At 37.2% G+C, this 24377-nt stretch carries 20 protein-coding genes and 1 pseudogene; 15 read left to right on the top strand and 6 right to left on the bottom strand.

The window, feature by feature from the left end; translation table 11 throughout:
* The first annotated feature begins 8 nt into the window (after window positions 1–8).
* From LSG31_RS04320 to LSG31_RS04310, 3 genes are read left to right on the top strand one after another with little or no spacing between them, the layout of a single operon-like run.
* Complete coding sequence (locus LSG31_RS04320; protein WP_347438173.1) at window positions 9–1325, top strand: class I SAM-dependent methyltransferase; 1317 nt, start codon at window positions 9–11, stop codon at window positions 1323–1325.
* 30 nt (window positions 1326–1355) lie between these two features.
* Window positions 1356–3896: a glycosyltransferase gene (locus LSG31_RS04315; RefSeq protein ID WP_347438172.1), complete on the top strand. Its 2541-nt coding sequence runs from the start codon at window positions 1356–1358 to the stop codon at window positions 3894–3896.
* Window positions 3896–5086 (top strand): glycosyltransferase family 4 protein, encoded by a 1191-nt coding sequence (locus LSG31_RS04310; RefSeq protein WP_347438171.1) that lies wholly within the window; start codon window positions 3896–3898, stop codon window positions 5084–5086. Before LSG31_RS04315 ends, LSG31_RS04310 begins: the two co-directional genes overlap by 1 nt.
* Before the next feature lie 269 nt (window positions 5087–5355).
* On the opposite strand, the gene LSG31_RS04305 is transcribed toward LSG31_RS04310, so the two are convergent.
* From LSG31_RS04305 to LSG31_RS04295, 3 genes and pseudogenes are all read right to left on the bottom strand, one after another.
* Window positions 5356–6213, bottom strand: coding sequence for a transposase (locus LSG31_RS04305; RefSeq protein WP_347438170.1), 858 nt, complete (start codon window positions 6211–6213; stop codon window positions 5356–5358).
* Complete coding sequence (locus LSG31_RS04300; protein WP_347438169.1) at window positions 6173–6802, bottom strand: hypothetical protein; 630 nt, start codon at window positions 6800–6802, stop codon at window positions 6173–6175. Before LSG31_RS04300 ends, LSG31_RS04305 begins: the two co-directional genes overlap by 41 nt.
* A gap of 264 nt (window positions 6803–7066) precedes the next feature.
* Window positions 7067–7414 (bottom strand): annotated as a pseudogene (locus tag LSG31_RS04295) (transposase); the annotation flags it as partial.
* 118 nt (window positions 7415–7532) lie between these two features.
* On the opposite strand from LSG31_RS04295, the gene LSG31_RS04290 reads away from it, so the two are divergent.
* Window positions 7533–9230, top strand: a complete 1698-nt coding sequence (locus LSG31_RS04290) for an IS1634 family transposase (protein WP_347438168.1) — start codon at window positions 7533–7535, stop codon at window positions 9228–9230.
* 12 nt (window positions 9231–9242) lie between these two features.
* Here the strand turns inward: LSG31_RS04290 and LSG31_RS04285 are convergent, their stop codons facing one another.
* Both LSG31_RS04285 and LSG31_RS04280 read right to left on the bottom strand, forming a co-directional pair.
* Window positions 9243–10427: an IS1380 family transposase gene (locus tag LSG31_RS04285; RefSeq protein ID WP_347439438.1), complete on the bottom strand. Its 1185-nt coding sequence runs from the start codon at window positions 10425–10427 to the stop codon at window positions 9243–9245.
* Between the two features lie 727 nt (window positions 10428–11154).
* Window positions 11155–12345, bottom strand: coding sequence for an IS701 family transposase (locus LSG31_RS04280; protein WP_347435415.1), 1191 nt, complete (start codon window positions 12343–12345; stop codon window positions 11155–11157).
* Window positions 12346–12406: 61 nt separating this feature from the next.
* On the opposite strand from LSG31_RS04280, the gene LSG31_RS04275 reads away from it, so the two are divergent.
* The 11 genes from LSG31_RS04275 (at window position 12407) to rfbC (ending at window position 23912) form a co-directional block, all read left to right on the top strand.
* Complete coding sequence (locus LSG31_RS04275) at window positions 12407–14263, top strand: DUF2079 domain-containing protein (RefSeq protein ID WP_347438167.1); 1857 nt, start codon at window positions 12407–12409, stop codon at window positions 14261–14263.
* Window positions 14264–14323: 60 nt separating this feature from the next.
* Window positions 14324–14710 (top strand): EamA family transporter, encoded by a 387-nt coding sequence (locus LSG31_RS04270; protein WP_347438166.1) that lies wholly within the window; start codon window positions 14324–14326, stop codon window positions 14708–14710.
* 81 nt (window positions 14711–14791) lie between these two features.
* The gene (locus LSG31_RS04265; RefSeq protein WP_347438165.1) at window positions 14792–15919 is read left to right on the top strand and encodes a glycosyltransferase family 4 protein; all 1128 of its coding nucleotides are present in this window, start codon (window positions 14792–14794) and stop codon (window positions 15917–15919) included.
* A 50-nt stretch (window positions 15920–15969) separates the two neighbouring features.
* Window positions 15970–16878: a decaprenyl-phosphate phosphoribosyltransferase gene (locus LSG31_RS04260; protein WP_347438164.1), complete on the top strand. Its 909-nt coding sequence runs from the start codon at window positions 15970–15972 to the stop codon at window positions 16876–16878.
* 62 nt (window positions 16879–16940) lie between these two features.
* On the top strand, window positions 16941–18050 hold the full coding sequence (locus LSG31_RS04255; protein ID WP_347438163.1) for a glycosyltransferase: 1110 nt from the start codon (window positions 16941–16943) through the stop codon (window positions 18048–18050).
* Window positions 18051–18135: 85 nt separating this feature from the next.
* The gene (locus LSG31_RS04250; protein ID WP_347438162.1) at window positions 18136–19509 is read left to right on the top strand and encodes a sugar phosphate nucleotidyltransferase; all 1374 of its coding nucleotides are present in this window, start codon (window positions 18136–18138) and stop codon (window positions 19507–19509) included.
* Window positions 19510–19614: 105 nt separating this feature from the next.
* The gene (locus LSG31_RS04245; RefSeq protein WP_347438161.1) at window positions 19615–21027 is read left to right on the top strand and encodes an undecaprenyl-phosphate glucose phosphotransferase; all 1413 of its coding nucleotides are present in this window, start codon (window positions 19615–19617) and stop codon (window positions 21025–21027) included.
* Window positions 21028–21415: 388 nt separating this feature from the next.
* On the top strand, window positions 21416–21730 hold the full coding sequence (locus LSG31_RS23265) for a hypothetical protein (protein WP_430734239.1): 315 nt from the start codon (window positions 21416–21418) through the stop codon (window positions 21728–21730).
* Window positions 21720–21929 carry a hypothetical protein gene (locus LSG31_RS23260; protein WP_430734238.1) on the top strand — a complete coding sequence of 70 codons (210 nt, stop codon included), beginning with the start codon at window positions 21720–21722 and terminating at the stop codon, window positions 21927–21929. Before LSG31_RS23265 ends, LSG31_RS23260 begins: the two co-directional genes overlap by 11 nt.
* Window positions 21930–22207: 278 nt before the next feature.
* The gene (gene rfbB, locus LSG31_RS04235) at window positions 22208–23224 is read left to right on the top strand and encodes a dTDP-glucose 4,6-dehydratase (RefSeq protein ID WP_347438160.1); all 1017 of its coding nucleotides are present in this window, start codon (window positions 22208–22210) and stop codon (window positions 23222–23224) included.
* A 94-nt stretch (window positions 23225–23318) separates the two neighbouring features.
* Window positions 23319–23912, top strand: coding sequence for a dTDP-4-dehydrorhamnose 3,5-epimerase (gene rfbC / locus LSG31_RS04230; RefSeq protein ID WP_347438159.1), 594 nt, complete (start codon window positions 23319–23321; stop codon window positions 23910–23912).
* Between the two features lie 97 nt (window positions 23913–24009).
* On the opposite strand, the gene LSG31_RS04225 is transcribed toward rfbC, so the two are convergent.
* Window positions 24010–24348 carry a hypothetical protein gene (locus LSG31_RS04225; protein ID WP_347438158.1) on the bottom strand — a complete coding sequence of 113 codons (339 nt, stop codon included), beginning with the start codon at window positions 24346–24348 and terminating at the stop codon, window positions 24010–24012.
* Window positions 24349–24377 lie beyond the last annotated feature (29 nt).

The raw sequence follows: 24377 nt of genomic DNA, 5'->3' as shown, positions 1-24377 counted from the left end.
GGATACGAATGGAACAAGACCATATGTCATTTAATGAAATAGTTAAATATCTGGAAACAGAATTTGCTAAAAATAATATCTCTGTTCATGAAAATAAAAACATATCAGTTTCAGTATCAGATGATCACTCATTTATTAAAAAACAAGCCTATGATAATTGGGAAGTGCATTCACTTTTTCAATCACTAGGTGAAAACCCACCTAAAAATAAATTTAAAAGGATCATAAAACGATTATCAAGGAAGACTATGCGATGGATATTAGATCCGTTAACACGCCGTATCAATTTTTTTAATCATTCAATTATTAATTGGCTTGAGATTCAAGAAAATACGCAAAATGACCTAAGACACCAGTTATCTAAAGAAATTAACAGTCTCCAAAAAGATGTTTATGATTTAAGAAACTCTGAATTAAAAAATACACAAGAAAAACTCAAAATTTTGGAAGATTCTATAATCGATAAATATGAACCAGCGATTTCTTCTTTGCAAGAAAAACTATCAAGTTTAGAAGAATCTATAATTGGTAATTGTAAATCAGCTATTTCGTCTTTACAAGAAGAGTTGACTGCGTTAAATACAAGTGTTTTACAGCTAAAAGATCCCTACCAACATATTAATCAATTAAATCAAAGGCAAGGATTTTTTACTTGGAGAGTAGGTTATGAGAATGCTCCCATAGTATTTGACCTTGATTTAGGTAAAAATCATCAGTACAACGTGGCATTTGTAAATGAACGAATTTTGGAATTACCGTTTGTAATTCATCATTTAGATAAATCGGCAGTCAAAATCTTAGATGTCGGACATTGTGAAAGCTATTTACCTTTATACCTTGCAAGTCTAGGTAAAAAGGTCGTTGGTATTGATATTCGGGAATATCCTTTTGAACATCCGAATTTATATTCAATAAAGGGTGATATACGATCAAATATTCTTCAAGAGAATAGTTTTGATTCAGTAATTGCTTTATCGACAATTGAACACATTGGAATAGCCTCTCATTATGGTGATCGCACTCAAAGTGATCTGGATGGCGATAGGAACGCAATTCTTGAAATATATCGTCTCTTAAAACCAGGAGGCCAACTAGTACTGACGGTTCCTTTCGGAAATGGTGTAGGTACATCTTGGTATAGGGTTTATACTCCTGAATCAATAAGAACATTGATAAATGGTTTTAATTTGGAAATAATGCAACACTTTGCATATAGTATTGCCGATCTGGGATGGAAAGAAGTAACTGAAAGTGATGCGGGCATTGTTGATTCAAGTGAAAAAACAATGTGTGTTTGTTTATTAAGTTTAAGGAAACCTAACTGATTCGAGTAATTTATAATGGGGGGCACTTGAGTGAAGATTGCATTAGATATTCAGCCAATGCAAACTGAGCATTCTCGTAATAGAGGGATAGGCTTTTATAATTTAAATCTTTTTAAATACATTTTAACTCTCGATAGCAATGAAAATAATAACAATTATACTCTTCTTCATACACAACCGAATTTTATCTTTGAAAATACTGGGTTTGCAAATAATTATTGGATGTATTTTGGTCCATTTCATTTAGGGATAAAAAGTGAATTGCAAAGAGAAATTGGAAAAAATTTGATGAGGAAATTTTTGCGTGATTTCGACGTTGAATTGTTTCATTTCACTTCACCATTTGACGATGTCGATATTTTTTATCAAGAATGGTACAAGGATTATAAAACTATTGCTACCGTATATGACTTAATTCCCTTAATATTTAATAAGCATTATCTTTGTAATCCTGAAATAAAAGCGTGGTACATGAGAAGGTTGGAATTCCTAAAAAGTGTAGATCGATTTGTTGCTATTTCGAATAGTGTAAAAAATGATATGGTAAATTTTTTGGGGATTCTTGATAAACAGATTGATGTTATTTATGCTGGGGTAGATAGTGATTTTAAATCGATTAATGTAGCGGAAAAAGATATCGAGAAAATAAAAATTTCTTATGGAATTACAAAACCTTTTATTATGTGTACCGGAGGAGTAGATTTTCGGAAAAATATTGAAGGACTGATAGAGGCGTACTCACTTCTTCCTCAGGTATTAAGAAATAAATTTCAGCTTGTTATCGTTTGCAAAGTAACGGATTCTGAAGCTGCATGGTTTCGGACTCTAGCAGAAAAGTTTGACTTGCAAAATCAGTTAATATTAACAAATTTTGTTCCAAAAAAAGATCTAATTTTGCTATATAATATTGCAACAATTTTTGCGTTTCCATCCAAATATGAGGGTTTTGGATTGCCGGTATTGGAAGCACTTTCCTGTGGGCTTCCGGTTTTAGCATCAAATGTTTCCTCTATACCAGAAATAGTTGGGGATGCAGGGATTTTAGTAAACCCTGATTCAGTAGAAGATATAGCAAAAGGGATAACCCGACTACTTGAGGAACCAAATTTAAGAGATGAACTTAAATTTAAGGCTATTGAACAGTCGAAGAAGTTTAGCTGGCAAAAAACCTCTGAGTTATTACTTGAATCGTATAGTAAGTTGAGGCAAGTTGATCCTGGAAGAAACTTTATTGAAAAGATAAAAAAACGTATTGCGTTTTTTTCGCCGTTAAGACCTATAAACTCTGGAATATCAGATTATAGTGAAGAACTGTTGAAAGAACTAAAAAATTACTATGATATCGATCTGATAATTGATGACTATACACCGTCGAATGCTTTTATTAAAGCACACTTTAATATTATCAATGCAATAGAGTTCCAACCCCAAAAATATGAAACGATTATTTACCAAATTGGAAATAGTACTTATCACACATACATGTTTCCTTTTATGGAAGTTTATCCAGGAATTACGGTACTCCATGATGCCAATCTTCATGGGTTAATGTATCACATTGGGATAAGCGGGAAAAAAGAGGTTTATATAAATGAAATGGAGTATTGTTATGGTGAACTTGGAAAAGAGGAAGCTATTCAAGTTTTGAGTGGTCAATTACCGCCGCGGTTTGAGGAACTTTCATTATTACAACGGGTAATTGATAATTCCAAGGCCATTATAGTACACAGTCGTATGACATCTGGTAATTTAGCTGTTCAATATTCAAACATACCTATTTATTATGTGCCTATGGGTGTTGATCCTGTGAACGTCTTAAATAGTGAAGAAAAAGAAAATATAAAAAAGAGTTTAGGATATAATGACCATTTAATTATTGGAACTTTTGGAATTATAGCACCTTCGAAACGAATTCGTGAACTTATAGTTGCATATGCCGAAAGCCTACCGTTATTTCAAACAAAAACAAAATTATTAATCGTAGGGCAGTGCGATGAAAGTTATAAAGAAGAATTAAACAGATGTATCAAGGATTTACGATTAGAGTCAAATATTTTGATTGCAGGAGAAGTTTCTAAAGAGAAATATGATCAGTATCTTATGATAAGTGATATTGCTGTGTCACTTCGATATCCCCATAAAGGTGAAACTTCAGCCGCTTTAATTCGTGCGATTAGTGCAGCTAAACCAATTATTGTTACCAATATTGGAACATTAGGCCAGATACCTGATGATTTTAGTATTAAGGTTTCTTATAATGATCAAGAAATATTGACAATAAAAGAAGCTTTAGTAACGCTTGTGAATGATGTTACATTGCGAGAAAAAATGTCCAATAAAGCACTGGGATTTTTCCGGGAAAATCACCTTGTAAAACAATCAGCATATTGTTACAAAGAAATTATTGATTTACAAGAAAGGGTGTCAATTAATAAAAAGTTAGATAGTTCTGTAATTACTAGAGTTTCTGAAGAGTATAAGAAGCATTCGAATACTATTTCGAGACAAGATTTAAATAGGCTAGCTCGTTTGTTAATGCGTTTAAATGTAAGTGTCTTGGGGGATAAATAATGAAAGTTTTTTTGGATACGACGGCTCTTAGAAACGGTAGTGAGTATCGAGGGATTGGACGTTATATACAAGTTCTATTAGGATTGAGAGAACAATTCAACATAGATCTGATCACTACGGATGAAATATACCCCGAGAGCCCTTTAAATGATATAGCAAATGAAATGTCCAATACTAATTTGATTAAGCAGTACTTAAAAACCAAATTGCCTGATCCATTACTTTATCCATTGCGGTTTATGAGCTCGGCACGACATTTTAAACGGACTCATTACCATCCGTCATATATGGCAATTCCGAAAGACGTAGATATCATTCATGCGCCGGCCAATTTTTTTCCGTATTCACTTCAGGATCATCCGGCGAAGAAGGTTGTTTCAATTCTTGATGTTATACCGTTTGTTGAGAACGGTAGATATGTCTCTGAGAAAATAACCTGGTTTACAAAACGGTCGTTTCAATCGGTGAATTTTGCGGATATGGTCATCACAATATCTGAACACTCTAAACTCGATATAATAAAATATTTAAACGTATCGCCAGAAAAAATTGTTGTCACTCCATTGGGGTTTGATCCAAAATTGAGTAAAATTGTTCCTTCGGAAGAGCAAATCAATAAGATTATTCAACAATATCATCTTAATGAACCATATATTCTTTATGTGGGTGCAATTGAAAAAAGGAAAAACATAAACAATCTTATTCGATCATTTGCAAGGCTACAAGATTCAAATTTAAAGCTTATATTGGCTGGAAAAACACATGAAGATTTTGAATCCTTTTTAAGGATTACTTTGGACTTAGGTATTCAAAATAAGGTGGTATTCACTGGATACGTAGATGATTCTGTACTTACTATATTGTATAGGAAAGCAAAAGCGTTTGTTTTTCCGACGTTTTATGAGGGATTTGGTCTTCCGGTTCTAGAAGCAATGAGTTTTGGGATACCCGTGATGACATCAAACACTTCATCATTACCTGAAGTTTGTGAAGATGCGGCGATTTTAGTTGATCCACATAGTATTGATTCAATGGTACAAGGGTTAATGAAATTAGTATATGATGAAAACATTCGAGAATATTGTATAAAAAGAGGATTCGAACGTTCTCAGCTTTTTGATTGGAATATTTTTTTTAATAAAACTTTGTATACTTATCGAAAAATTTTTAATTTTAATGAGTTAATATAAATGGGGTTTGTTGAATATATAAATGACCTAGTATTTACAAGGTATTCCGGTATTGAATCTCAAGATTATACGCAATAATTTGATGTTCTATCACGGAGCCTCCGGACAAGATTGGTTTTAGCACTTTAAAAAATGTTATTTTGGTTATTTATTACAGTTCTATGTAAACGTCGGGATATGCCGATAGGCATTGAACAATCCGTATGGGTGAACTCATAAAAACGGGCAGACTCCTTCCTAGGATTTCTGCTATTTTTTCAAAATTCACTTTATGCAGAAAATCTTGCCCATCCACGGTAAAGTTGTCCCGTTTCCATTACTGAGACAAAAGCTAGCAAATGGGAAATTGTGATGCATCGATCCATATGGGCCTCAACGGCCTGTTTTCCTCTTTTATGAACCCGTCTCATACTGAATCCATCTTTCAGTTGAGCAAACACTCGTTCAATAGCCGTTCGCTCTTTATAGATATCCTTGAAAGAGGACAAATGCTGAGGAAATTCAGGATCAATTTGAGGTGTCAGGCTTCTTTCGATCCGCACAGTCCTACCTGTTTTTGCCTGGTTGCAGCACTTGGTATGGCAAGCTGCCGAGCAAGTTAGACCTTCTTTACGATATTTATCATGAAATACCGGACAGACCCATACAAATTGTTCTTTTGCGGCATCATATCCTTTCAATTGCATGGAGTGGCCACTCATACAAACGGGAACTCCGTAGGAGGTGATCTTTTCCACCCCACGTATATCCACAAGTTTTTCCTTTATCTTGCGTGGATTAATCGGAGCAATTAACTTTGCATTTAATAATTCTTTGGCATGTTGTTGATTATCAGCACTTTGATAAATTCCATCAGCTGTCACATATTTGACTGCTCGTACTACCTGCTCTGGGATGGCTTGTTTGAAATCTTTAAGTGTTTCTTCAAACGTTATGGAATCGGACTGGTTTCCTTTAAACACCGTTCGGGACAAGGGAAGTTCGCCTTTGACTCCGCACACGACAGCTACTTTATGGGCAACATAGCTAACGCTATTACTTTTACGCAGCAACCCTACGTTGTCATCTGTAAGGATCTTCTGACAATTACAGGTTGATTGGTTGATCACAGCATTTTCGAGTTGCATGGAGCGTGGCTTCCGCTTCTATGTGTGACGTATCGACTGCTATGGTGGATTCACTTTCAAGAATACCTTGATCGAAATTATTCTGGACGGTAAGGATACGAACCTTTTCCCAAAGACCACTTTCGGTCATGATTTGGTCAAATCGTTCAAAAGTTTTCAGTGAAGGTATTTTCTCAAAATTACAAACCGTAGCATAGGCCGGATTGCTTACGACTTGTTGATATACACTTTCTACCATGACCTCAACATAGAGGAGTGGAGCTAATAGAAAAGCTTTTAACAACGCATAAAAGTTGGTTCCTTTTCGTCCTTTTGTAGATATTCTTTTCATTGGTCGATCCAACTCGACGGGAAGATCAAATAAACCTTCTGCTTCTTCTTTTTCAGGCTCCTTTTTATAGAAGGCATAGCGAGCTTCGAGAAATTCTTGCTCGCAAGAAGCAAAGACAGTCTTCCATGGGAAGTTCAACGCCACTTTAGCAAAAGGTCGTTCAAGGATATAGTTTGGAAGGGAAGGTTCTTGGAAACAAAAAGAAGATTGAAGGTAGATTACATTCGAATAGGATTTTGGTATAATGGCAACAGTCATGATTTATCTCTCCTTTGTAGTGGCTGTTCGCAACTACCATTTTACCAGAGGAGAGCAGTCATGACTTTAACATGAATTCGGAATGTGGATAACTCGAGCCTGTGGATAAGTGGGTTTTTACATTGAGATTTTGATTTTAATGAGTAACTGGATCGGTGTTCCCTACCGCAATCACAGCTAGCGAACATTCCCCACAAATGTAGGGTACCCAAAGAAGCCCGTTATTTTACGGGTGAATACCGTTCTTCGATTCTGAGAGATCGATCAGGCTGCTCCCGATTCGCTCGGTCGCAGTCGTTCGGCGAACGCTCGGAGCCTGTGTTGCATTACCTTTACGATGGCTTCCAGCTCCGCACACGCTGCTAATCGAATGTGCTGATATCGGCCGGAGCCGACCACATTGCCCGGCGCCTTCAGCACCACCCGTCGGATCGTTTTCACTTCGCAGCGCTGCATGTTCTCTGGCAGTAGCGTCTGTTTGAACCAGACGATCAGATTATACGCGATCACTTTGATCCAACTGAATAGCAGGTTGTTCAGCATCCGATGCTGGCTGTTTTGTTCGACGGCGTAGCCGTCTTTCAACTCGTCGATGCGATTCTCAATCCCACTTTCCGCATGTCGATTTAAGTCGAACTTTCGGAATATTTTGCGGATAAAAGGAAAATAAACGGAAAACCCCGAATCGTTCCTTAAACTTAGACTGGAACCTTTTGAGGAGTTGTTTCAAATGAATCTATCAGATCTTCACATTGAAGTACGAATGGCCAAGTCTGCGCCTATTGTAGCTGGACTCTGTGCAGATTTGCAAATTGCATCCATCATTGATCGATTTGTTGAGTGGGATCCACATCGAACCAAAGTTAGCCCAGGAATTCGTATCGTTGCTTTGATTGTTAACTTTCTCGTACAACGTAAACCACTTTATAAAATTGAGAGATTCTACGCTAATATGGACTGTGAATGGCTGTTTGGTCAAGGTTTTTTAGCAGACGAATTGAATGATGATCGCCTTGCGGCTGCTCTTGATAAGCTTGCAGATGCAGATCCTTGGCGAATTTATCATGAGATCGCTTTAGGTACGCCGGAGGCGCAATTTGATACATTTGATCGGTTGCTCCACTTCGATACAACTTCCATTTCTGTGCAGGGTAGTTACGAGGACTCCGAGTTGGAAGACTCTCCACTTAAAATTGTACGAGGATATAGTAAAGACCTGCGTGCTGACCTGAAACAGTTCATGTATGGACTTGGAAGCATTGGCGGAATTCCATTGTTTGCTGACGTGATGAATGGCAATACGAGTGACAAACCCTGGTACTCCGATTTGACGGGGCGCATCGACAGGTTATTATCTCCTGAGGCTTGGAATTCCATTGTTGTCGTCGCTGATTCCGCATTTGTAACGGAAGAGAATCTGCAAACCTATGAGAAACGTTCGTTTATAAGCCGCCTACCGGATACATACAACCTGTGTAAGCAGCTAAAAGACCGAGCCTTTCAACAGGAGGAGCAGTTTGTAGATCTTGGAGTCTTGGGTAGTGCGAGAAAAAACAGTGCTACGTATCGAATTCAAAGCTTCAAAGAAGAACTCTATGAACGTGCGTATCGGTTTGTGGTTGTCCAAACCTCACATCTGGATGAGCGAAAAGCAAAGCGTTTAATGAAACAAATCGCAGATGAGGCAGAGCAGCTTACCAAGGAAATAGAAAAGCAGCAAGCCATAGAGTTTCATTGCGAACCCGATGCAACCGTAGCACTCACGCAATTTTTGCATGATCACAAGGCGAAGTTTCATCAGATTAACGGCCATGTTCAGTCTGAGAAAGTAGTCAAGCGGCGGCGTGGACGCCCTTCGAAAAACAACACATATGGACAATTAGTAGAGAAAGACATATGGCGAATTTGCATTCAGTTCAACCAGGATGATGAGACCATTGCCCGAACCAAGCAACGAGAAGGGACATTCGTCCTGATTAGTAACGTAGACAAATCAAACAAATCGGATGAAAAGCTAGTAACGGACTACAAAAGTCAGATTCAAGTGGAAAATCTATTTCGTGCGGTGAAGCACCCTTTTCTTATGTATGGCATTTTTCTTAAGAATCCTAAGCGAGTACAGGCGATGGCCTATGTGTTTCTGTTTGCACTTTTGGTTTATGCAATCTTACAACAGCGAATTCGCCGAGGATTGGACACTGAGTCACAACCGCTTATACTAAACGGAGTGAAAATCTTGTCTCCGACAGGGTGGACGATTCTGGAGGAGTTTGAAAATGTAACCCACATCATCGTTCGGCTTCCAGATGGGCAGACCCACCATCGACTAGATGGAATAACCGAAGGTGCGATTCGAATCCTTAGGTGGTTACAATTACAACGTAAATCTTTACTCACTGCAGCTGGATTGCAGGAGCCGACAGGATAGATTAAGAATCACTCATCTGTTTCGGTCTCGTATTCGACATACTTTGACAAAGTAAACCTTAGAATATATATTCACGATGTCATTTTGTCGAATTTTAACAAATGATGTCGTTTGAAAAATCCAATGTTCGACTCCTTTTGACATGCGGAAAATGGGCTCAATGTTCGCCCGCTGATTGTAGGAACGCAGCAGCGACAACGGCTTGTCTTCCGTATTCGTCACAATCGCCTGATACGAGTAGAGCGTCAATGCTATCGTCAATTGATCCTTCGAGGTTTTCTCGGTTTGCGTTGCTTCTCGGTAGATGACGCAACGGCGTGCCTTGTCCCAGCTGGACTGTATGATCTGGATGTCAGCCGCCGCCCAGTGCTCGTCCTCTGCGGCGAATTGGATGCTTTTCTCGTGCTCGACGAGCGTTTCCCAGAAGCGTGGGTGCTGCTCCAGGTAGGCGATCGCCTTCTTGACGGTCGCTTTCTTCGGCAATTTGAACATGTAAAGCCAGCCCTTATCTTCGGCGTATTCCATCACCGCCGGGTCGGCAAAGCCGCAGTCGGCGCGGATGCCCTCGATGATATATTCAGGTGGCAGCAGGGCTTCGACTTCTTTGACAAACGAAAGGAAGTCTTTCATGCCGTTGGTGTTGCCCGGATTCAGTTGCAGGTGGATGAGTTCTCCCGTTCCCGACACAAAAGCGACGCGCACCTTGTACGAAGGCCGACCGTGGTAGCGGGGATTGTAGCCGTTCGTCACCCCTTCTTGTTCGCCAAAGAGCGTGATGACGGTGTCGTCAATGTCAATCCAAACCAGCCGTTTGCCCTCTAGTCGGGCCTTACGGCGCAACAGTTCTTGATTGATCCCGACCAACTGGATAAGGTGACTCCAGTTCATGTTTTTGAGCAGTCCGCGAAACGTGCTTTCGTCCGGGAATCGCCCGATTTCTTTGATTATTTGGTAGCCAGGGTCGGATTGTAGAGCGTTCATGTGCAGAAAGCGCGTGTGCCCCAGAAGCGCGCAGTCCGTCAAGTAATCCATGAGCGCCGCAGCCGAGTAGACGCTGTTACTTCCTCGCTCGAGTTGAAGATGGCTCGACACGATCTCTTTGAAGCCGACGAGTTCTTTAAACAACTCGATAAACTGAAAGTTGCCGGCTTCAGTGACGGTATCGTTATCGAAGGTAATGTTGCGCTGCTTTTTCATGATTTTCTTGATGCGGCGGCGTTCCGCCAATATTTCAATCCGCCTTTCACGGCGTACTTTTTGTTCTAGCGCATGAGTCTGTGTTTGTGTTACCATGTTGCTAGGACACTCCCTCTGTAGGTTATTGTGGGTACTTTAACCATTGGACAAGAGGGGCAAGGTGTCCTGTTTCTTTTGCGAAAAAATTGGCAACTTTTTGTGACGGACAAACCTTGATAGGACGCGGATTTTTCAACTTTTTAAGAAGCTACTTTCCGAATCCATGTTTAATTTTTTTATTAAAAAAAGCAACTTCCTATTTACCATAAAATTCCTGTAAAAATCAGTAATGTTCAATACGTAAAACGGCACAATATAGCAGTAAATTCGCCAAACCCGGGTTTGACAAAAGTAAAAAGTCTCGATCTCCGTTAGGAGCACGGGACCAAAGTTCATCTATTTCACTATTTCAATCAGTATTTACAGGGACTTATAAATTTTGTCGTAGGCTCACGAAAAAACATCTTTAGCGGTCCCTAAATAATAAATACAAACGGTAAGCAAATTATTTAAAATTATGTTATTAATTATAGGGGTGTTTAGTTTTGGTTAAAACGGATTCATTTGCAACAAAATATAAAAGTTATCTAAAATTAATTTTTAATGATAAATGGACAACAATATCTTTAGTTCTATAAATGAGCAAAAATACTTACAAATTTATACAACAAAAAAGTATAGACTGCCTCTAGGCCAGCTTTAATTGTTGCAAAACAGCTTCAATAGGTACTTGATTCTTTGCAGATTCATAAATCCATTGGACGTAGTCCACTTTTACTTGCTTTCGTACCATTATAAGTCCATCTCCAAATTTTGAAGGCTGACCTAAACCGATGGTGCAATATAAATGTGTCAGCGAAAGTAGTATCCAAAGTCGTTCTATTGCACGAATGGAACGAACTTGATATCCATCAAAACCTAGATTTTGTTTAGTTTGCCGAAAGAAAATCTCGATCGGCCAACGGCGACTATAATAATCAAGGATGGTTTGTGTCTCTAAGGATACATCTGTACACAGAAAAGCATGTAATACTTTCGAATTTTGAAACGCATCCAATGGCCAGCAAAGGAGTACCACCGCATTCTCAATGCCATTTAAAGCTCCTTCATATCGATACACCCAATAGGTTGATCCGTTTACGGTCACGAGGCAAACGTCCTGTTTGGTCACATACGATGCGAAGGTACTAAGTGAAACTCGAATCCCTTTGGGATAGAGAATACGGTTTGTTTTGAGTGCACCAATCAGATGGTATCCTCGCTCTGCATAAGTATTCATAAGTTTTGGGCATGTATACCATGAATCGACCAATGCATATCCAGAATAAGGTGGAATCGGCATGGTTTTGGCCAAATCACAAGCGTCATCAATTTTGCTTTGGCTCGATTTATCATAACGGTGAATATCATGAATGAGAGAATGTTCTCCACATTGAACAATCGTAGCCTGAACTTGATGACCCCAAACGGTTTTTCCTTTTAAGTGGGAATGATGGTAGTCTGTTTGTTCGATTGGGTGTTTTGCCTGTGACGAAGGCTTTGTCTTCTCACTAACCGTATCATCATGAATCACAAAAATAGGCTGTTCTGTTTGTTTGGCATGAGACAAAACAAATGAAAGCGATTCTTGTTTTACAAGTCTTTGGATATACGATTCGTCCCAAACACCATCCGAGAGAAAGTGTCCAATGGATGTTCGATGACATGAACTCCATTCCGCTATATCTACCACTTTACCACGATACCCTTTAGCGGTAGCTGCAATAAAAAATTCTTGAATATGCCGCAAGGCAGGCTTTGAAACATATAAGGATAGCCTACGGCTTTTTAAGAAATTGATTATTGCTTCGTGGTTTGGTATGGTAGTATTATGAGACATTTGTGAATCCTCCAGGTATGGTTTTGTGTGGTAACTTAATCTATACCACAGGAGAGGACAAATGTCTCTATTGTTTTTAATTGGTAAAGAAATGGAAGCGAATTTGCTCATTTATAGTTTAGTTATTATTTTTATTTATTTTATAACATCATTAATATTTGAGTTTTGGCTCAATGAACATTGGGGTTATGCTTATGGCAATTTTGGTTTATTCGGTCAATTATCGAATAATGCGCATGGTTACGGTAATATTTTTTATAGTGGAAATTCGCTGAAAGAAATTCCGTTTTATGCTATCGATGGTCAATTCATTTTATATTTAATCAACCCATTTGTTCATTTATTTGGTGTAAATGTTTTATTTTTCATAGAATCGGTAGCTATTTCATTTACTGCATTCATAATTTGGTTATATTGTAGAATGCTAGCTACAGAGAAAATTGCTATTCTTATATTGATTGTTTTTTTGTTTAATCCCGGAGTACTAGGTCAATTTGTTTGGGGCTATGATTCTACTGTTTTAGGTATGGCATTTGTTACCTTAGCAGTTTTTATGTCTCGTTTTAAAGTTAATAATAAAAAAAACTATTTAATAATAATTGTACTAGTAATTCTTTCTTTATTAAGTAAAAATATTTGGTCTTTAGTTTGCATTGCAATTGGATTTTTATGGATTATGAAAAAATCAAATCGTAAATTAGGAATTGTAACTTTTATATTGTCTATTTTTTGGTTTTATTTATTTGAAATAATTATCTTAGGTAAAATTTATGGTGGTGCAGATCCCAATGTTCAAGGCAACTGGGGGTACATGGGGGCGACTACTGCAGAGAAGATTAAATATTTATTAGAGCATCCTTATTTACCATTACATGCAGCTTTAGAACATAAAAAATATATATTTGCTTTTTTAGGCCCTTTTTTTATTGGAATATGGAATAATCCATTATTATCACTTCCAGCTTTAATTATTTTACTGATGAATATATTAGCTTCTACAACACCACAAACAAATATATATACTGAATATTCTTTTTTTGTTATTCCTTTTGTTATTATTGCGTTGATTGAAGAGTTACGAAACTTTAATAAAAAAAATACATTGAAGACAATCGTTTATATTGTTTTAACGAGTCTTATGTTATTAACACCAACGGTTCAATATATAAATTCATGGGTTAAAAATGCAATTAATGATCAAACATCAGCTAGTCTAAATAAAGCAGTTAGTATGATACCTAAGAATTCATTAGTAATTTCATCGAATCAATTAGGTGGACATTTATATGAATTTCCTTATTTTATATGCTCTAGTTATGGGGTATCTCGTATAAAATCTATGATAGAACTTTATTTAAAGGAGAATGAAAATAAATCTACTGTTCTTTATTATTTAATAAGTCCAAACGGTATGTCTTATGAAGATCCGAAAAGTATTTTAGATGTTGTAACATGGGTTAGAGATTATCCTAATAATCAATTAATCTATGATAAAAATAATGTTTATCTATATAAAGTACGAATAAGTAATAAATTTATAACTTTCAATACGCCTTCTAGTGAGGAATACCAGTTTAATGATCTTCTGCATGGTGCACAAAACTATTATAAATTAAAAAATAATTTTAGTAATTTAACACCTTTAGAAATGGAGAAATACGGTGTTTTATCTGGTTACTATGGTGGATTTGGCCGAAATTCAAATAATAAAAACCTAACAAAATTTGGAGGATGGGCTGGACAGTGGTTTAAAGGTTATGGAGTAGGGATTGTTACAAACTATTCAACCGTATTAAAAATCCTAAACAAACAAAAAATTAAACCAGTAAAAGTATACTTTCCCTTTCCAGATGCGTTGAGCCAAAATAGTAATGGAAAAACAGGCTTGTTTTTAGCTGTATATCCTCCAAAACCATAATTCAGAGGCAATTTTTATGGATATTCAATTCCAAATATCAATAAAAGTGGAGGAACAAAAATGTTTAAATCAATTATTATTATACTGGTTATATTAATTACAGGTGTTAGTGGACCACCTCTAATTAAATATGGAGCAATGCATGAAGAAAGCCGAATAGCAAGTTTATTAAAGGGCGATGTTATGTCAGTTCTTTATATTTTGTTAAATCCTTATATACTTACTGGATTAACGATGTATTTTATAAGTGCAATTTTATGGATAATTATTCTAGCTAAATACGAATTGAGTTTTGTTAGCCCACTACTGTCCATAAATTATGTATTTGCTTTATTTGTTGGTTATTATTTCTTTAATGAAAATCTTAATTTATATAAGTGGTTAGGTGTAATATTAATAACGGCTGGCGTTATTTTAATTACCTTTAAAAAGATAAACGTAAACTAAACTGTGGATTTATATGATTTTTTAGGTCTTTAATTTTAAAATTTGGATAAACCGGATAGACATGAGAGGGTATAGTGTAATATGAAAATATTAATTGTATTAAACTATTATTGGCCTTATACAAGTGGTCTTACCGAGGCGGCTCGATGTATTGCAGAGGAATTAGCCGTGGATAATGAAGTAACTGTTTTAACATCAAAACATCTGCCAAATTTAACAAATGAAGAGTATTTAAATGGTGTAAGAGTTATTCGAACTGATATTCTATTTCGATTTAATAAGGGTTATATTAGTCCTTCATTTATTTCGACATTTAATAAATTAAAAAAAGATAAAGATATTATAAATCTCCACTTACCGATGGCTGAGGCTGGTATATTATCATTTTTTTCTGAGAATAAAAATTTAATAATAACATATCAATGTGATGTCTATTTACCTAAAGGTATTATGAATAAAATGATTACAAAATTTATGGATATAACATCAAATATTTCGTTTCGTAGAGCATATAAGGTTATAATTAGTAGTGAAGATTATGCAAATAGTTCAAGGGTTTTGCCGGAATGTGAAGAGAAATGGATTGAAATACCTCCTACCTCTCCAATGTATAAAAAGTTAATAGAGAAAAACAAACAGAAGATAAAGCCAAATAAAAACATAAGAATTGGCTTTTGCGGGAGAATTGTAGAGGAAAAAGGTATTGATGTGTTGCTTAGGGCGGCTCCAATAATTAAAAGCCATATTCCTAATGTAGAATTTGTTATAGCTGGTGATTATAAAAGTGTAGCAGGCGGAAGTGTCTATGAAATATTAAAGGAGACAATTGGGTGGGATGGTTCTTATGTAAGTTTTTTGGGAAAACTTACAGATGATGAAATGTTAAGATTTTACTCGTCACTTGATATATTGGCATTACCTAGTATTAATTCTTTAGAAGCGTTTGGTATGGTGCAGGTTGAAGCAATGTTGTCTGGGGTGCCCGTTGTAACATCTAATTTACCTGGCGTAAGAAGTATTGTTCAGAAGTCACAAATGGGTGTAATTGTAGCTCCTGGTGATGTAGACGATCTAGTAAAAGGAATAAAAGAGATTATTTTGAAAAAAGAAAAGTATATTAAAGAAAAAGAAACTATAAATAAATTCTTTGGAACAAAAGCTTCTGTTAGTAAATATTTAGATTTATTTCAAAGCATAATAATTAATTGAGGGCATATAATATTATTTTTAGTTCAAAGAACTATAGTAGGTGGATAATAATGAAAACAATAGTTCGTTATAACACAAGCATTCTTTTCGGCAGCTTTTGCGTTTTGCAAATAATACGCCCAAAACAATGGATTAAAAATTTTTATGTTTTTGCAGCACTGATATTTTCAGGTAATTTATTGAATATAGAGAGAGCGTTGGTTGTTACTTATACTTTTTTGATTTTTTGTTTAATATCAAGTAGTGTATATGTTTTGAACGATATTATAGATGTAAAAAAAGATAAGGAACATCCTGTGAAAAAATATCGCCCACTTCCTTCTGGTAAGATGTCGATACCATTAGCAATTTTGTGGTTAATTATTTTAATAATTTTTTCCGTTTTTACTTCAATATATTTAGGCAAAGGTCTTTTATTAATTATTTTATTATACTTTGCTGTTAATATTGCGTATTCTTTTTATTTTAAACACATTTTTTTGATTGAAGCATTGATAGTAGGTTTTGGGTTTGTTTTGAGGGCTTTTGCAGGTGCCGTTGTTTTAAATGTTCAAATTTCTCCATGGCTTTTTGTTTGTACAATTTTATTATCAACATTTATTATCTTAGGTAAACGAAGAAGCGAATTAATGAGGTTAAGTGATAATGCAAGACATCATAGACGTGTTTTAGAATTCTATAGTATTCAGCTGCTTGACCAATTTATTACAATCATTGTTGCTACAACAATTATGGCATATTCTGTTTATACTTTTTCTGCAGCAAATAGATATGCAATGATGTATACTATACCATTTGTTATTTATGGTTTGTTTCGTTATTTATATATTCTTCATATCAAAGAATCAGGAGATGCACCTGAAGAAGTTTTATTGGGAGATGTTCCAACATTGATAAACATAGGGTTATGGACAATAACCTCATTTTTAGTATTATATGATCCATTCAAATGGCTATAACTAAAAAAGTAAGATTATCTTTGAAAACCACTTTAGTTCTAATCAATGAAATGAGGATTTCTATGAAAGTCGCTTTTGTTCATGATTGGTTAACAAATATGGGCGGTTCTGAAAAAGTATTGTTAAAATTACATGAATTATTTCCGGAGGCACCCATATTTACGTCAGTATATAATCCTGAGAACTTGGATAAAGAATTTAAGAATATAAAAGTAATAAGTTCTTTTTTGCAAAAAGTACCCTTATCACAGCAAAAGTATCAATTGCTTCTTCCATTTATGCCAATGGCATTCGAACAGTTTAATTTATCGGAATATGATTTAATAATAAGCAGTAGCCATGCGTGTGCAAAAGGAGTTATCAGTTCTCCGGATGCTATCCATATCTGTTATTGTCATACTCCCATGCGTTACGCATGGAGCGGTTATCATGAGTATCAATCGAAAGAAAAGATAGGTTTTATAAAAAAGGTTTTAATGATGTCAACGATTCATTATCTACGTATGTGGGATAAGTTATCTTCTGAACGTGTTGATTATTTTATAGCTAATTCCAATGAAGTGGCAAAACGGATAAAAAAATACTATAGAAGAAAAGCAATTGTAATTCACCCGCCCGTATCGGTACCAGAAAATTACACTAAAAATGATTCGAAAGATTTTTATTTAATGGTTAGCAGACTGGTTGCATATAAAAGGGTGGATTTAGCAATTGAATCTTTTAATAAAACTAATAGAAAATTAGTTATAATAGGCAGTGGACCAGAATTAAAAAGGCTTAAAAAAATAGCTGGGCCAAATATTCAGTTATTGGGTAGACAAAGTGATGATGTTGTTAGGAGTTATTTTGAAAAATGTAAAGCTTTTATTTTTCCTGGTGAAGAGGATTTTGGTATTACACCCGTTGAAGCACAATCATTTGGAAAACCTGTTATTGCTTACGGAAAAGGTGGAGTATTGGATACAGTAATAGATGGTAAGACAGGTCTATTTTTTTATGATCAAAATGTTGAAGCTTTAAATCAAGCGGTTGAAGAATTTGAAAAAAAGTCGTTTGATTCAAAATTTATTTTTGAACATGCGCAGTCTTTTTCTAATGAAATGTTTCTCCAAAAAATTAAAATGTTTATTCAAAATGTTATTGATAATAAAACGGGTAATTATCAAGCTTAATTTTAGTTTATTTTTTTAATGTAGTATGTATCAGACAATGAACTATTAAATTAAAATCAGTGCTTATAATAAGGAGAATGTAGTTATGAAACTAATTCTACTTTCGGGTGGCTCAGGCAAACGTCTTTGGCCTTTATCGAATGATTCACGCTCAAAGCAATTCTTGAAGGTTTTAGAAAACAGCGAAGGCAAGCTTGAATCCATGGTGCAAAGAGTATGGCGGCAACTGAGTGCCATTGGTCTTGCTGATTCTGCAATAATTGCCACAAGCAAATCGCAAATAGATATGATTCATAGCCAGATTGGTACACAGGTACCGGTTATTATCGAACCGGAGCGTCGGGACACATTTCCCGCGATTGCTCTTGCAGCTTCCTACTTGTTTTCGAAAGAGGATGTAAGCCCGGAAGAAGTCGTTGCAGTGTTGCCTGTGGATTCGTTTGTTGAAGAGAAGTTTTTTACAAGAATTTTGGAGTTGGAAAAGGTGCTGAAAGCATCTGGTGCAGATTTGGCTTTGGTGGGCGTTTCACCGACGTATCCATCTGAAAAATATGGGTATATCATTCCGAATCAAACCAAAAATTCGAATTCCTATGTCAAAGTGAAAGGGTTCAAAGAAAAACCGACTGAAAATGTTGCAAAGGAATTAATCCAACATGAAGCCCTTTGGAATTGTGGAGTTTTCGCATTTAAATTGGATTACTTGGTATCTCTTTTGCTACAAAAAGGCTTGCCGATTCAGTATGAAGAGTTGCTTCAGCAATATGGTTTGTTGCCGAAAATTAGCTTTGATTACGAAGTGGTGGAAAAAGCGCAAGAGATCGTAGCCATTCGTTATGATGGAGCTTGGAAAGATCTCGGTACATGGAATACACTGACGGAAGAAATGGCAACAAATCAAATTGGTGTGGGTATCATAAGCAAAGAATCAGACAATACACATCTCATCAATGAATTGGATATACCTGTTGCGGTGCTTGGATTGTCGAATGTCGTGGTTGCTGCGAGCCCGGATGGGATCTTGGTCAGCGATAAAGCAGCAAGTCCAAGGATCAAAGAGATCATTGCAGGCTTTGACCGGCGGCCCATGTATGAAGAACGGCGTTGGGGCTGGTATCGGGTTTTGGACTATACAAAATTTGAAGAGGGAAGAGAAGTTTTAACGAAACGGATCGGTGTGATTGCCGGTAAAAATCTGAGCTATCAATTGCATCACAAAAGAAGTGAAGTTTGGACAATCATCAGCGGAATTGGCGAATTTGTATTGAATGATACAATCTATGAAGTAAAGCCCGGAGATGTATTGCAAATTCCGGTTGGGTCGAAACACGGAATAAAAGCGATTGCCGATCTGGAATTTATCGAAGTGCAGACAGGCAGCGAATTGATTGAAGAGGATATTATTCGCATCTATATGACTTGGGAAGATGTCATGGAGCATTGCCAATCGACCGTGTGAAAATATAGAGGATTGATTCGACAGATAAATATTTAAACTCTTGATTCTGCATATGTATTATAATAAAAAAAGAAATGCGCGGGAAAGGAGACTGTGACTCTTTCAATGATTCGGGCATATCAAAAATTATTGAACCGCTTGTTTATGGTATTGGATTCTCTTCTGATCACGTTGTCTCTTTTTCTTGCATGGTATATAAGATTTCATAGTGGTTGGTTTCCTTTTGAAGGACGGTTAAAGGCAGGATCTTACTTTTCCGTTCTCATCTATATTATACCCGTCTTTCTCTTTTTTAATTCTGCGTTTGGATTGTATTCCTCCAAACGTGCGAAACGTTTTCGTGCGGAATTATTGGGTATTATTAAGTCCTTGTTTTTTACCGGTTTTTTTACGATTGCCGGATTGTTCTTCATCAAACAAATTAATTATTCCCGGGCAGTTTTGCTTTCTTGTTTTATCCTTGTGTTTGTATTGATGAGTATCGAGCGTCTCGTATTGCGCATGGTACTGAGAAGGATTCGTGCCAAGGGATTTAACAAAAAACACATTTTAATTATCGGCGCAGGGGAACTCGGTCAGCGTTTCTTGCAGTCGTTGCGGGAACATCCGGAGTTTGGGTATGAGGCGCTGGGATTTCTGGATGATGCGTTATTACATGCAAAAAATACTGAGGTAGATGGTGTACCGATATTAGGAACGTTAGATAAATACAAATCATTGATTGAAAAACACCATCTCGACCAGGTATTTATCGCCCTGCCTTTAAGCGCGCATCCACGACTCGCCGAATTAATCGCTTCATCGGAGCGGATGGGCATTCAGACATTTATCATACCGGATTACTATGGGTATTTGCCGGCAAAACCCCGAATTGAAGACTTTGGCGGCATACCGCTGATCGATGTCCGTCATGTGCCGTTGGATGATGTGATCAATGGGATTGTCAAGAGAACATTTGATATATGCGTGTCTTCTATGATTCTCCTGCTGTTGCTGCCGCTTTTGCTGGTGATAGGGATCGGAATCAAGCTGACTTCCCCCGGACCGATATTTTTCAAACAGGAGCGGGTGGGGAAAAATCGCAAAACCTTTTCCATGTATAAATTTCGTTCCATGCGCCATGCAGTCAGCCGGGCATCACAGAGGGATAAGGGCTGGACAACCGCCGATGATCCGCGCAGAACGCGTTTTGGCAGCTTCTTGCGGGCGACCAGCTTGGATGAATTGCCCCAGTTTTATAACGTCCTGAAAGGGGACATGAGCATTATCGGTCCTCGGCCCGAGCGTCCGTATTTTGTGGATCAATTCAAAGATACCGTGCCCAAATACATGATCAAGCATCGGGTGCGCCCCGGCATCACCGGTTGGGCGCAGATCAACGGCTGGCGCGGCGATACGTCCATTGAAGAGCGGATCAAGTGCGATTTGTTTTATATTGAGAATTGGAGCTTTGTGTTTGATTTGAAGATTTTCTTTCTGACCTTTATCAAGGGGTTTGTCAATCGGAACGCGTATTGATGGTGGCTCCTTTTTTCGTTTGATCCTGATTATGTATAATATGTAATGGCCTTTGACAAGTGTCACTCATATAATGACAAGAGAGAATGGGGATTCTATAATTTAATTATCTAAGTCGAATGATTAGGTAGGTTTATGGACGTATTAAATGTATCGAGTTGGAATATCGATAGTAAAAAACAAGCCTCTGGAACAAGGACTAAATATTGGTTAATTGATCCTGAATCTCAGGAACGTTATTTATTTAAAATTCCGAAGATAATAAAATGGTACTCTGGAGCGATTAGAAATGGACCATCGACCATACCGTTTGTGACTGATCTGGCAGAATCCTGAATCGAGACAACGTTATCATATTGGCACTTTAATTCATGATGACCAAAAGTATGTGTTTCATTATGAATGGAATGAGTACCGACGAAAGTTGCCAGAAGCAATGGATCATGGATATTCTCCACATTTAGCTTTTCGTGATACTCAAAAAATCTATGTTTCCGATGTATTGTTTGGGCCTTTTGCAAGACGGCTTCCTGATCGAAGAAGACCAGATTTTCAATTGTTATTGAAAGAGCATGGGTTATCGATGGATTACACGGAAATGGATCTATTGAGAGTAACTGGAGGAAGATTAGCTACCGATTCGTACGAGTTTGTTGCCCCAATTTATGTTCAAGGAAATCATTTTGATTTCAATGGGACATAAGTTGGGATATATTCCTTCGTTTTATAGTGGATTTATGTATACAGTGTTAAAAAATAATGGATCTTATAAGGCGAAAATTGAGTCGATTCGTCCAGAAGCGAAACCGCAATTAAAAGTCAATATTTCCGTTGTTGGAACAATCCCAAGTAAAGAGTTTGTTCTGGAAAAATACGGATTGCATCCGTTGGAAACTTTGTAAAAAATCATTGTTGCTGTTGTAAGAGTATTTGGCTTTCGGGATAATCAAGAGGATTTTATTTGTGATAAAATGTGAATATAAATTCATCGTGGGCAAGATAAGCGATAAGTGAAACCTTCCATCTGTATCGACATGATGGGAGGTTTTTTCATTCATGCAGTTTGGATCGTACTTATCACATTCGGTGTACGTCATGCATATGGTGTAAATGAAATTTCATAAGATCGGCATTACATGGAATTTGGAAATTTCACGTTTGCCATGTTGAGGGAAATACGATGAATATACTGGTTACAGGCGGCGCTGGTTTTATCGGAAGCAATTTTGTTCACTATATGGTCGAAAAGTATTCGGACGATCAAATCATCAATTTAGACGCTTTGACATATGCCGGGAACTTGGAAAACCTGAAAGACTGTGAAACCAAATCCAATTATTCCTTTATCAAAGGTGACATCATAAATCGCCAGCTTGTCGATTCCGTTTTTCAAAAAGGTGTCGATATCGTTGTAAACTTTGCCGCGGAGTCACATGTTGACCGCAGCATCACAGAGCCAGGTGTTTTCATCAAAACTAACGTCATGGGCACACAGGTGTTGCTGGATGCGGCGAAAACGTATGGGGTAAAAAAATACGTTCAAATTTCCACGGATGAAGTCTATGGCACATTAGGGGCAACGGGTTTATTCACGGAACAAACTCCTCTTGCACCGAACAGCCCCTACTCCGCCAGCAAAGCGAGTGCCGACTTGTTGGTGCGCGCCTATCATGAAACATATGGGCTGCCGATCAATATCACCCGCTGTTCCAACAACTACGGGCCATATCATTTTCCGGAGAAATTGATCCCGTTGATGATCATTCATGCATTGTCTGACAAGCCGCTGCCTGTCTATGGGGATGGATTGAATATCCGGGACTGGCTGCACGTACAGGATCATTGTGCGGCGATTGATCTGGTGATGCATCAGGGAAGAGTGGGCGAAGTGTATAACGTTGGCGGCAATCATGAACGGACAAATCTGGAGATCGTGAAAACGATCTTGCGGGAGCTTGGGAAGCCGGAATCATTGATACAATTTGTAAAAGACCGTCCGGGGCATGATCGGCGCTATGGCATTGATGCGACAAAGCTAAGAACAGAACTCGGATGGCAGCCCAAGTACACATTTGATACGGGGATCAAGGAAACGATTCAATGGTATCTTCAAAATAAAGACTGGTGGCAGCGGATCTTGTCAGGCGACTACCAGGTGTACTATCAGAAGCAATACGGCAATTCGTTGGATATGTAGCTGTGTAGTTTGTAAAAGATTTTCCACCAAGTAGTTCATTGTCCGAAACCCTTGGGGTATTGCAAAGTTAATACAAATGGATGAGGGATTTGAAATGAAAGTTGCAAAAATCGACTTGCAAGGCCTTTTGATTATTGAGCCGGATGTTTTCGGAGATCATCGGGGCTTTTTTATGGAAAGTTACAATAAACAAAAGTTTGCCGGTCTTGGTATCGGGTATGAATTTGTGCAGGACAACCATTCCCTTTCTACCGAAGTGGGCACGATTCGCGGCTTGCATTATCAATTGCCTCCCAAAGCGCAGACGAAGTTGGTCAGGGTTGTGGCGGGGGCGATTTTCGACGTGGCTGTCGATATCCGCAAAGGATCCCCTACTTTCGGGAAATGGTTTGGCGTGGAATTAAGTGCAGCCAATAAAAAGCAATTGTTAATCCCGAAAGGATTTGCTCATGGCTATTGCACGATTGAGCCAAATACGGAAGTACTGTACAAAGTGGATGAACTCTACTCACCGGTGCATGACCGGGGCATTCTCTGGAACGATCCGATGATTGGGATTCCATGGCCGACTGAGTTAGCCATCCTTTCTGCAAAAGACGAGAAGCATCCGTTGTTGCAGGATGCGGAAGTGTTTGAATACAAGTATCTGATGATGCTGAAAAATGACGGTCCATCCTTGAGCGAATGAGTTTCTATTTTTTACAAATTCTCTTTTGTTGGTTTGTGTTTGAGTTGCTTTGCAAAATAAGACTCAATGTTTGAGTCTTATATCATCCCCGTCAAAGTTATTGTTGGGTTGATTGACTTATATCATTAGCTTTTATTGCACTCTTTTCATCTATACAGATATCAATAACTTCTTTAATAACTGTTACTCCACTTACTATCCGAAGAAACATTCGAATAACGATCAATATTCCCAAAAATAAATAGAAAAATAGGATTATGTTAAATACACTATTACTTGTATCCATTTTAAGAAAACTTAATGAATTCGATCCAGTTAAAATACCAAGAACTATTCCGAATACAAACGTGAAAAACATATTAGAATTTTTGTATGATTCTGCAGCTCCTAATGCAGAGGCTTTAAGTAGTTTTAATTCTTCTATACTTAATTTCATTAATTCTACCTTTAAAACACTTAAGTCAT

The sequence above is a fragment of the Fodinisporobacter ferrooxydans genome, from assembly GCF_022818495.1.
In the GTDB taxonomy this organism is placed as follows: domain Bacteria; phylum Bacillota; class Bacilli; order Tumebacillales; family MYW30-H2; genus Fodinisporobacter; species Fodinisporobacter ferrooxydans.
This window is presented reverse-complemented; position numbering and strand designations above follow the sequence as displayed.

Bases quoted from the DNA above. Each gene is read 5' to 3' on its own strand.
- LSG31_RS04290 (WP_347438168.1), top strand. From the start codon at position 7,533: ATGAATCTATCAGATCTTCACATTGAAGTACGAATGGCCAAGTCTGCG.
- LSG31_RS04265 (WP_347438165.1), top strand. From the start codon at position 14,792: ATGAAAATATTAATTGTATTAAACTATTATTGGCCTTATACAAGTGGT.
- LSG31_RS04280 (WP_347435415.1), bottom strand. From the start codon at position 12,345: ATGTCTCATAATACTACCATACCAAACCACGAAGCAATAATCAATTTC.
- rfbC (WP_347438159.1), top strand. From the start codon at position 23,319: ATGAAAGTTGCAAAAATCGACTTGCAAGGCCTTTTGATTATTGAGCCG.
- LSG31_RS04305 (WP_347438170.1), bottom strand. From the start codon at position 6,213: ATGCAACTCGAAAATGCTGTGATCAACCAATCAACCTGTAATTGTCAG.
- LSG31_RS04275 (WP_347438167.1), top strand. From the start codon at position 12,407: ATGTCTCTATTGTTTTTAATTGGTAAAGAAATGGAAGCGAATTTGCTC.
- LSG31_RS04260 (WP_347438164.1), top strand. From the start codon at position 15,970: ATGAAAACAATAGTTCGTTATAACACAAGCATTCTTTTCGGCAGCTTT.
- LSG31_RS04285 (WP_347439438.1), bottom strand. From the start codon at position 10,427: ATGAAAAAGCAGCGCAACATTACCTTCGATAACGATACCGTCACTGAA.
- LSG31_RS04320 (WP_347438173.1), top strand. From the start codon at position 9: ATGGAACAAGACCATATGTCATTTAATGAAATAGTTAAATATCTGGAA.
- LSG31_RS23260 (WP_430734238.1), top strand. From the start codon at position 21,720: ATGGGACATAAGTTGGGATATATTCCTTCGTTTTATAGTGGATTTATG.
- LSG31_RS04250 (WP_347438162.1), top strand. From the start codon at position 18,136: ATGAAACTAATTCTACTTTCGGGTGGCTCAGGCAAACGTCTTTGGCCT.
- LSG31_RS04300 (WP_347438169.1), bottom strand. From the start codon at position 6,802: ATGACTGTTGCCATTATACCAAAATCCTATTCGAATGTAATCTACCTT.
- LSG31_RS04245 (WP_347438161.1), top strand. From the start codon at position 19,615: ATGATTCGGGCATATCAAAAATTATTGAACCGCTTGTTTATGGTATTG.
- LSG31_RS04255 (WP_347438163.1), top strand. From the start codon at position 16,941: ATGAAAGTCGCTTTTGTTCATGATTGGTTAACAAATATGGGCGGTTCT.
- LSG31_RS04270 (WP_347438166.1), top strand. From the start codon at position 14,324: ATGTTTAAATCAATTATTATTATACTGGTTATATTAATTACAGGTGTT.
- LSG31_RS04310 (WP_347438171.1), top strand. From the start codon at position 3,896: ATGAAAGTTTTTTTGGATACGACGGCTCTTAGAAACGGTAGTGAGTAT.
- rfbB (WP_347438160.1), top strand. From the start codon at position 22,208: ATGAATATACTGGTTACAGGCGGCGCTGGTTTTATCGGAAGCAATTTT.
- LSG31_RS04225 (WP_347438158.1), bottom strand. From the start codon at position 24,348: ATGAAATTAAGTATAGAAGAATTAAAACTACTTAAAGCCTCTGCATTA.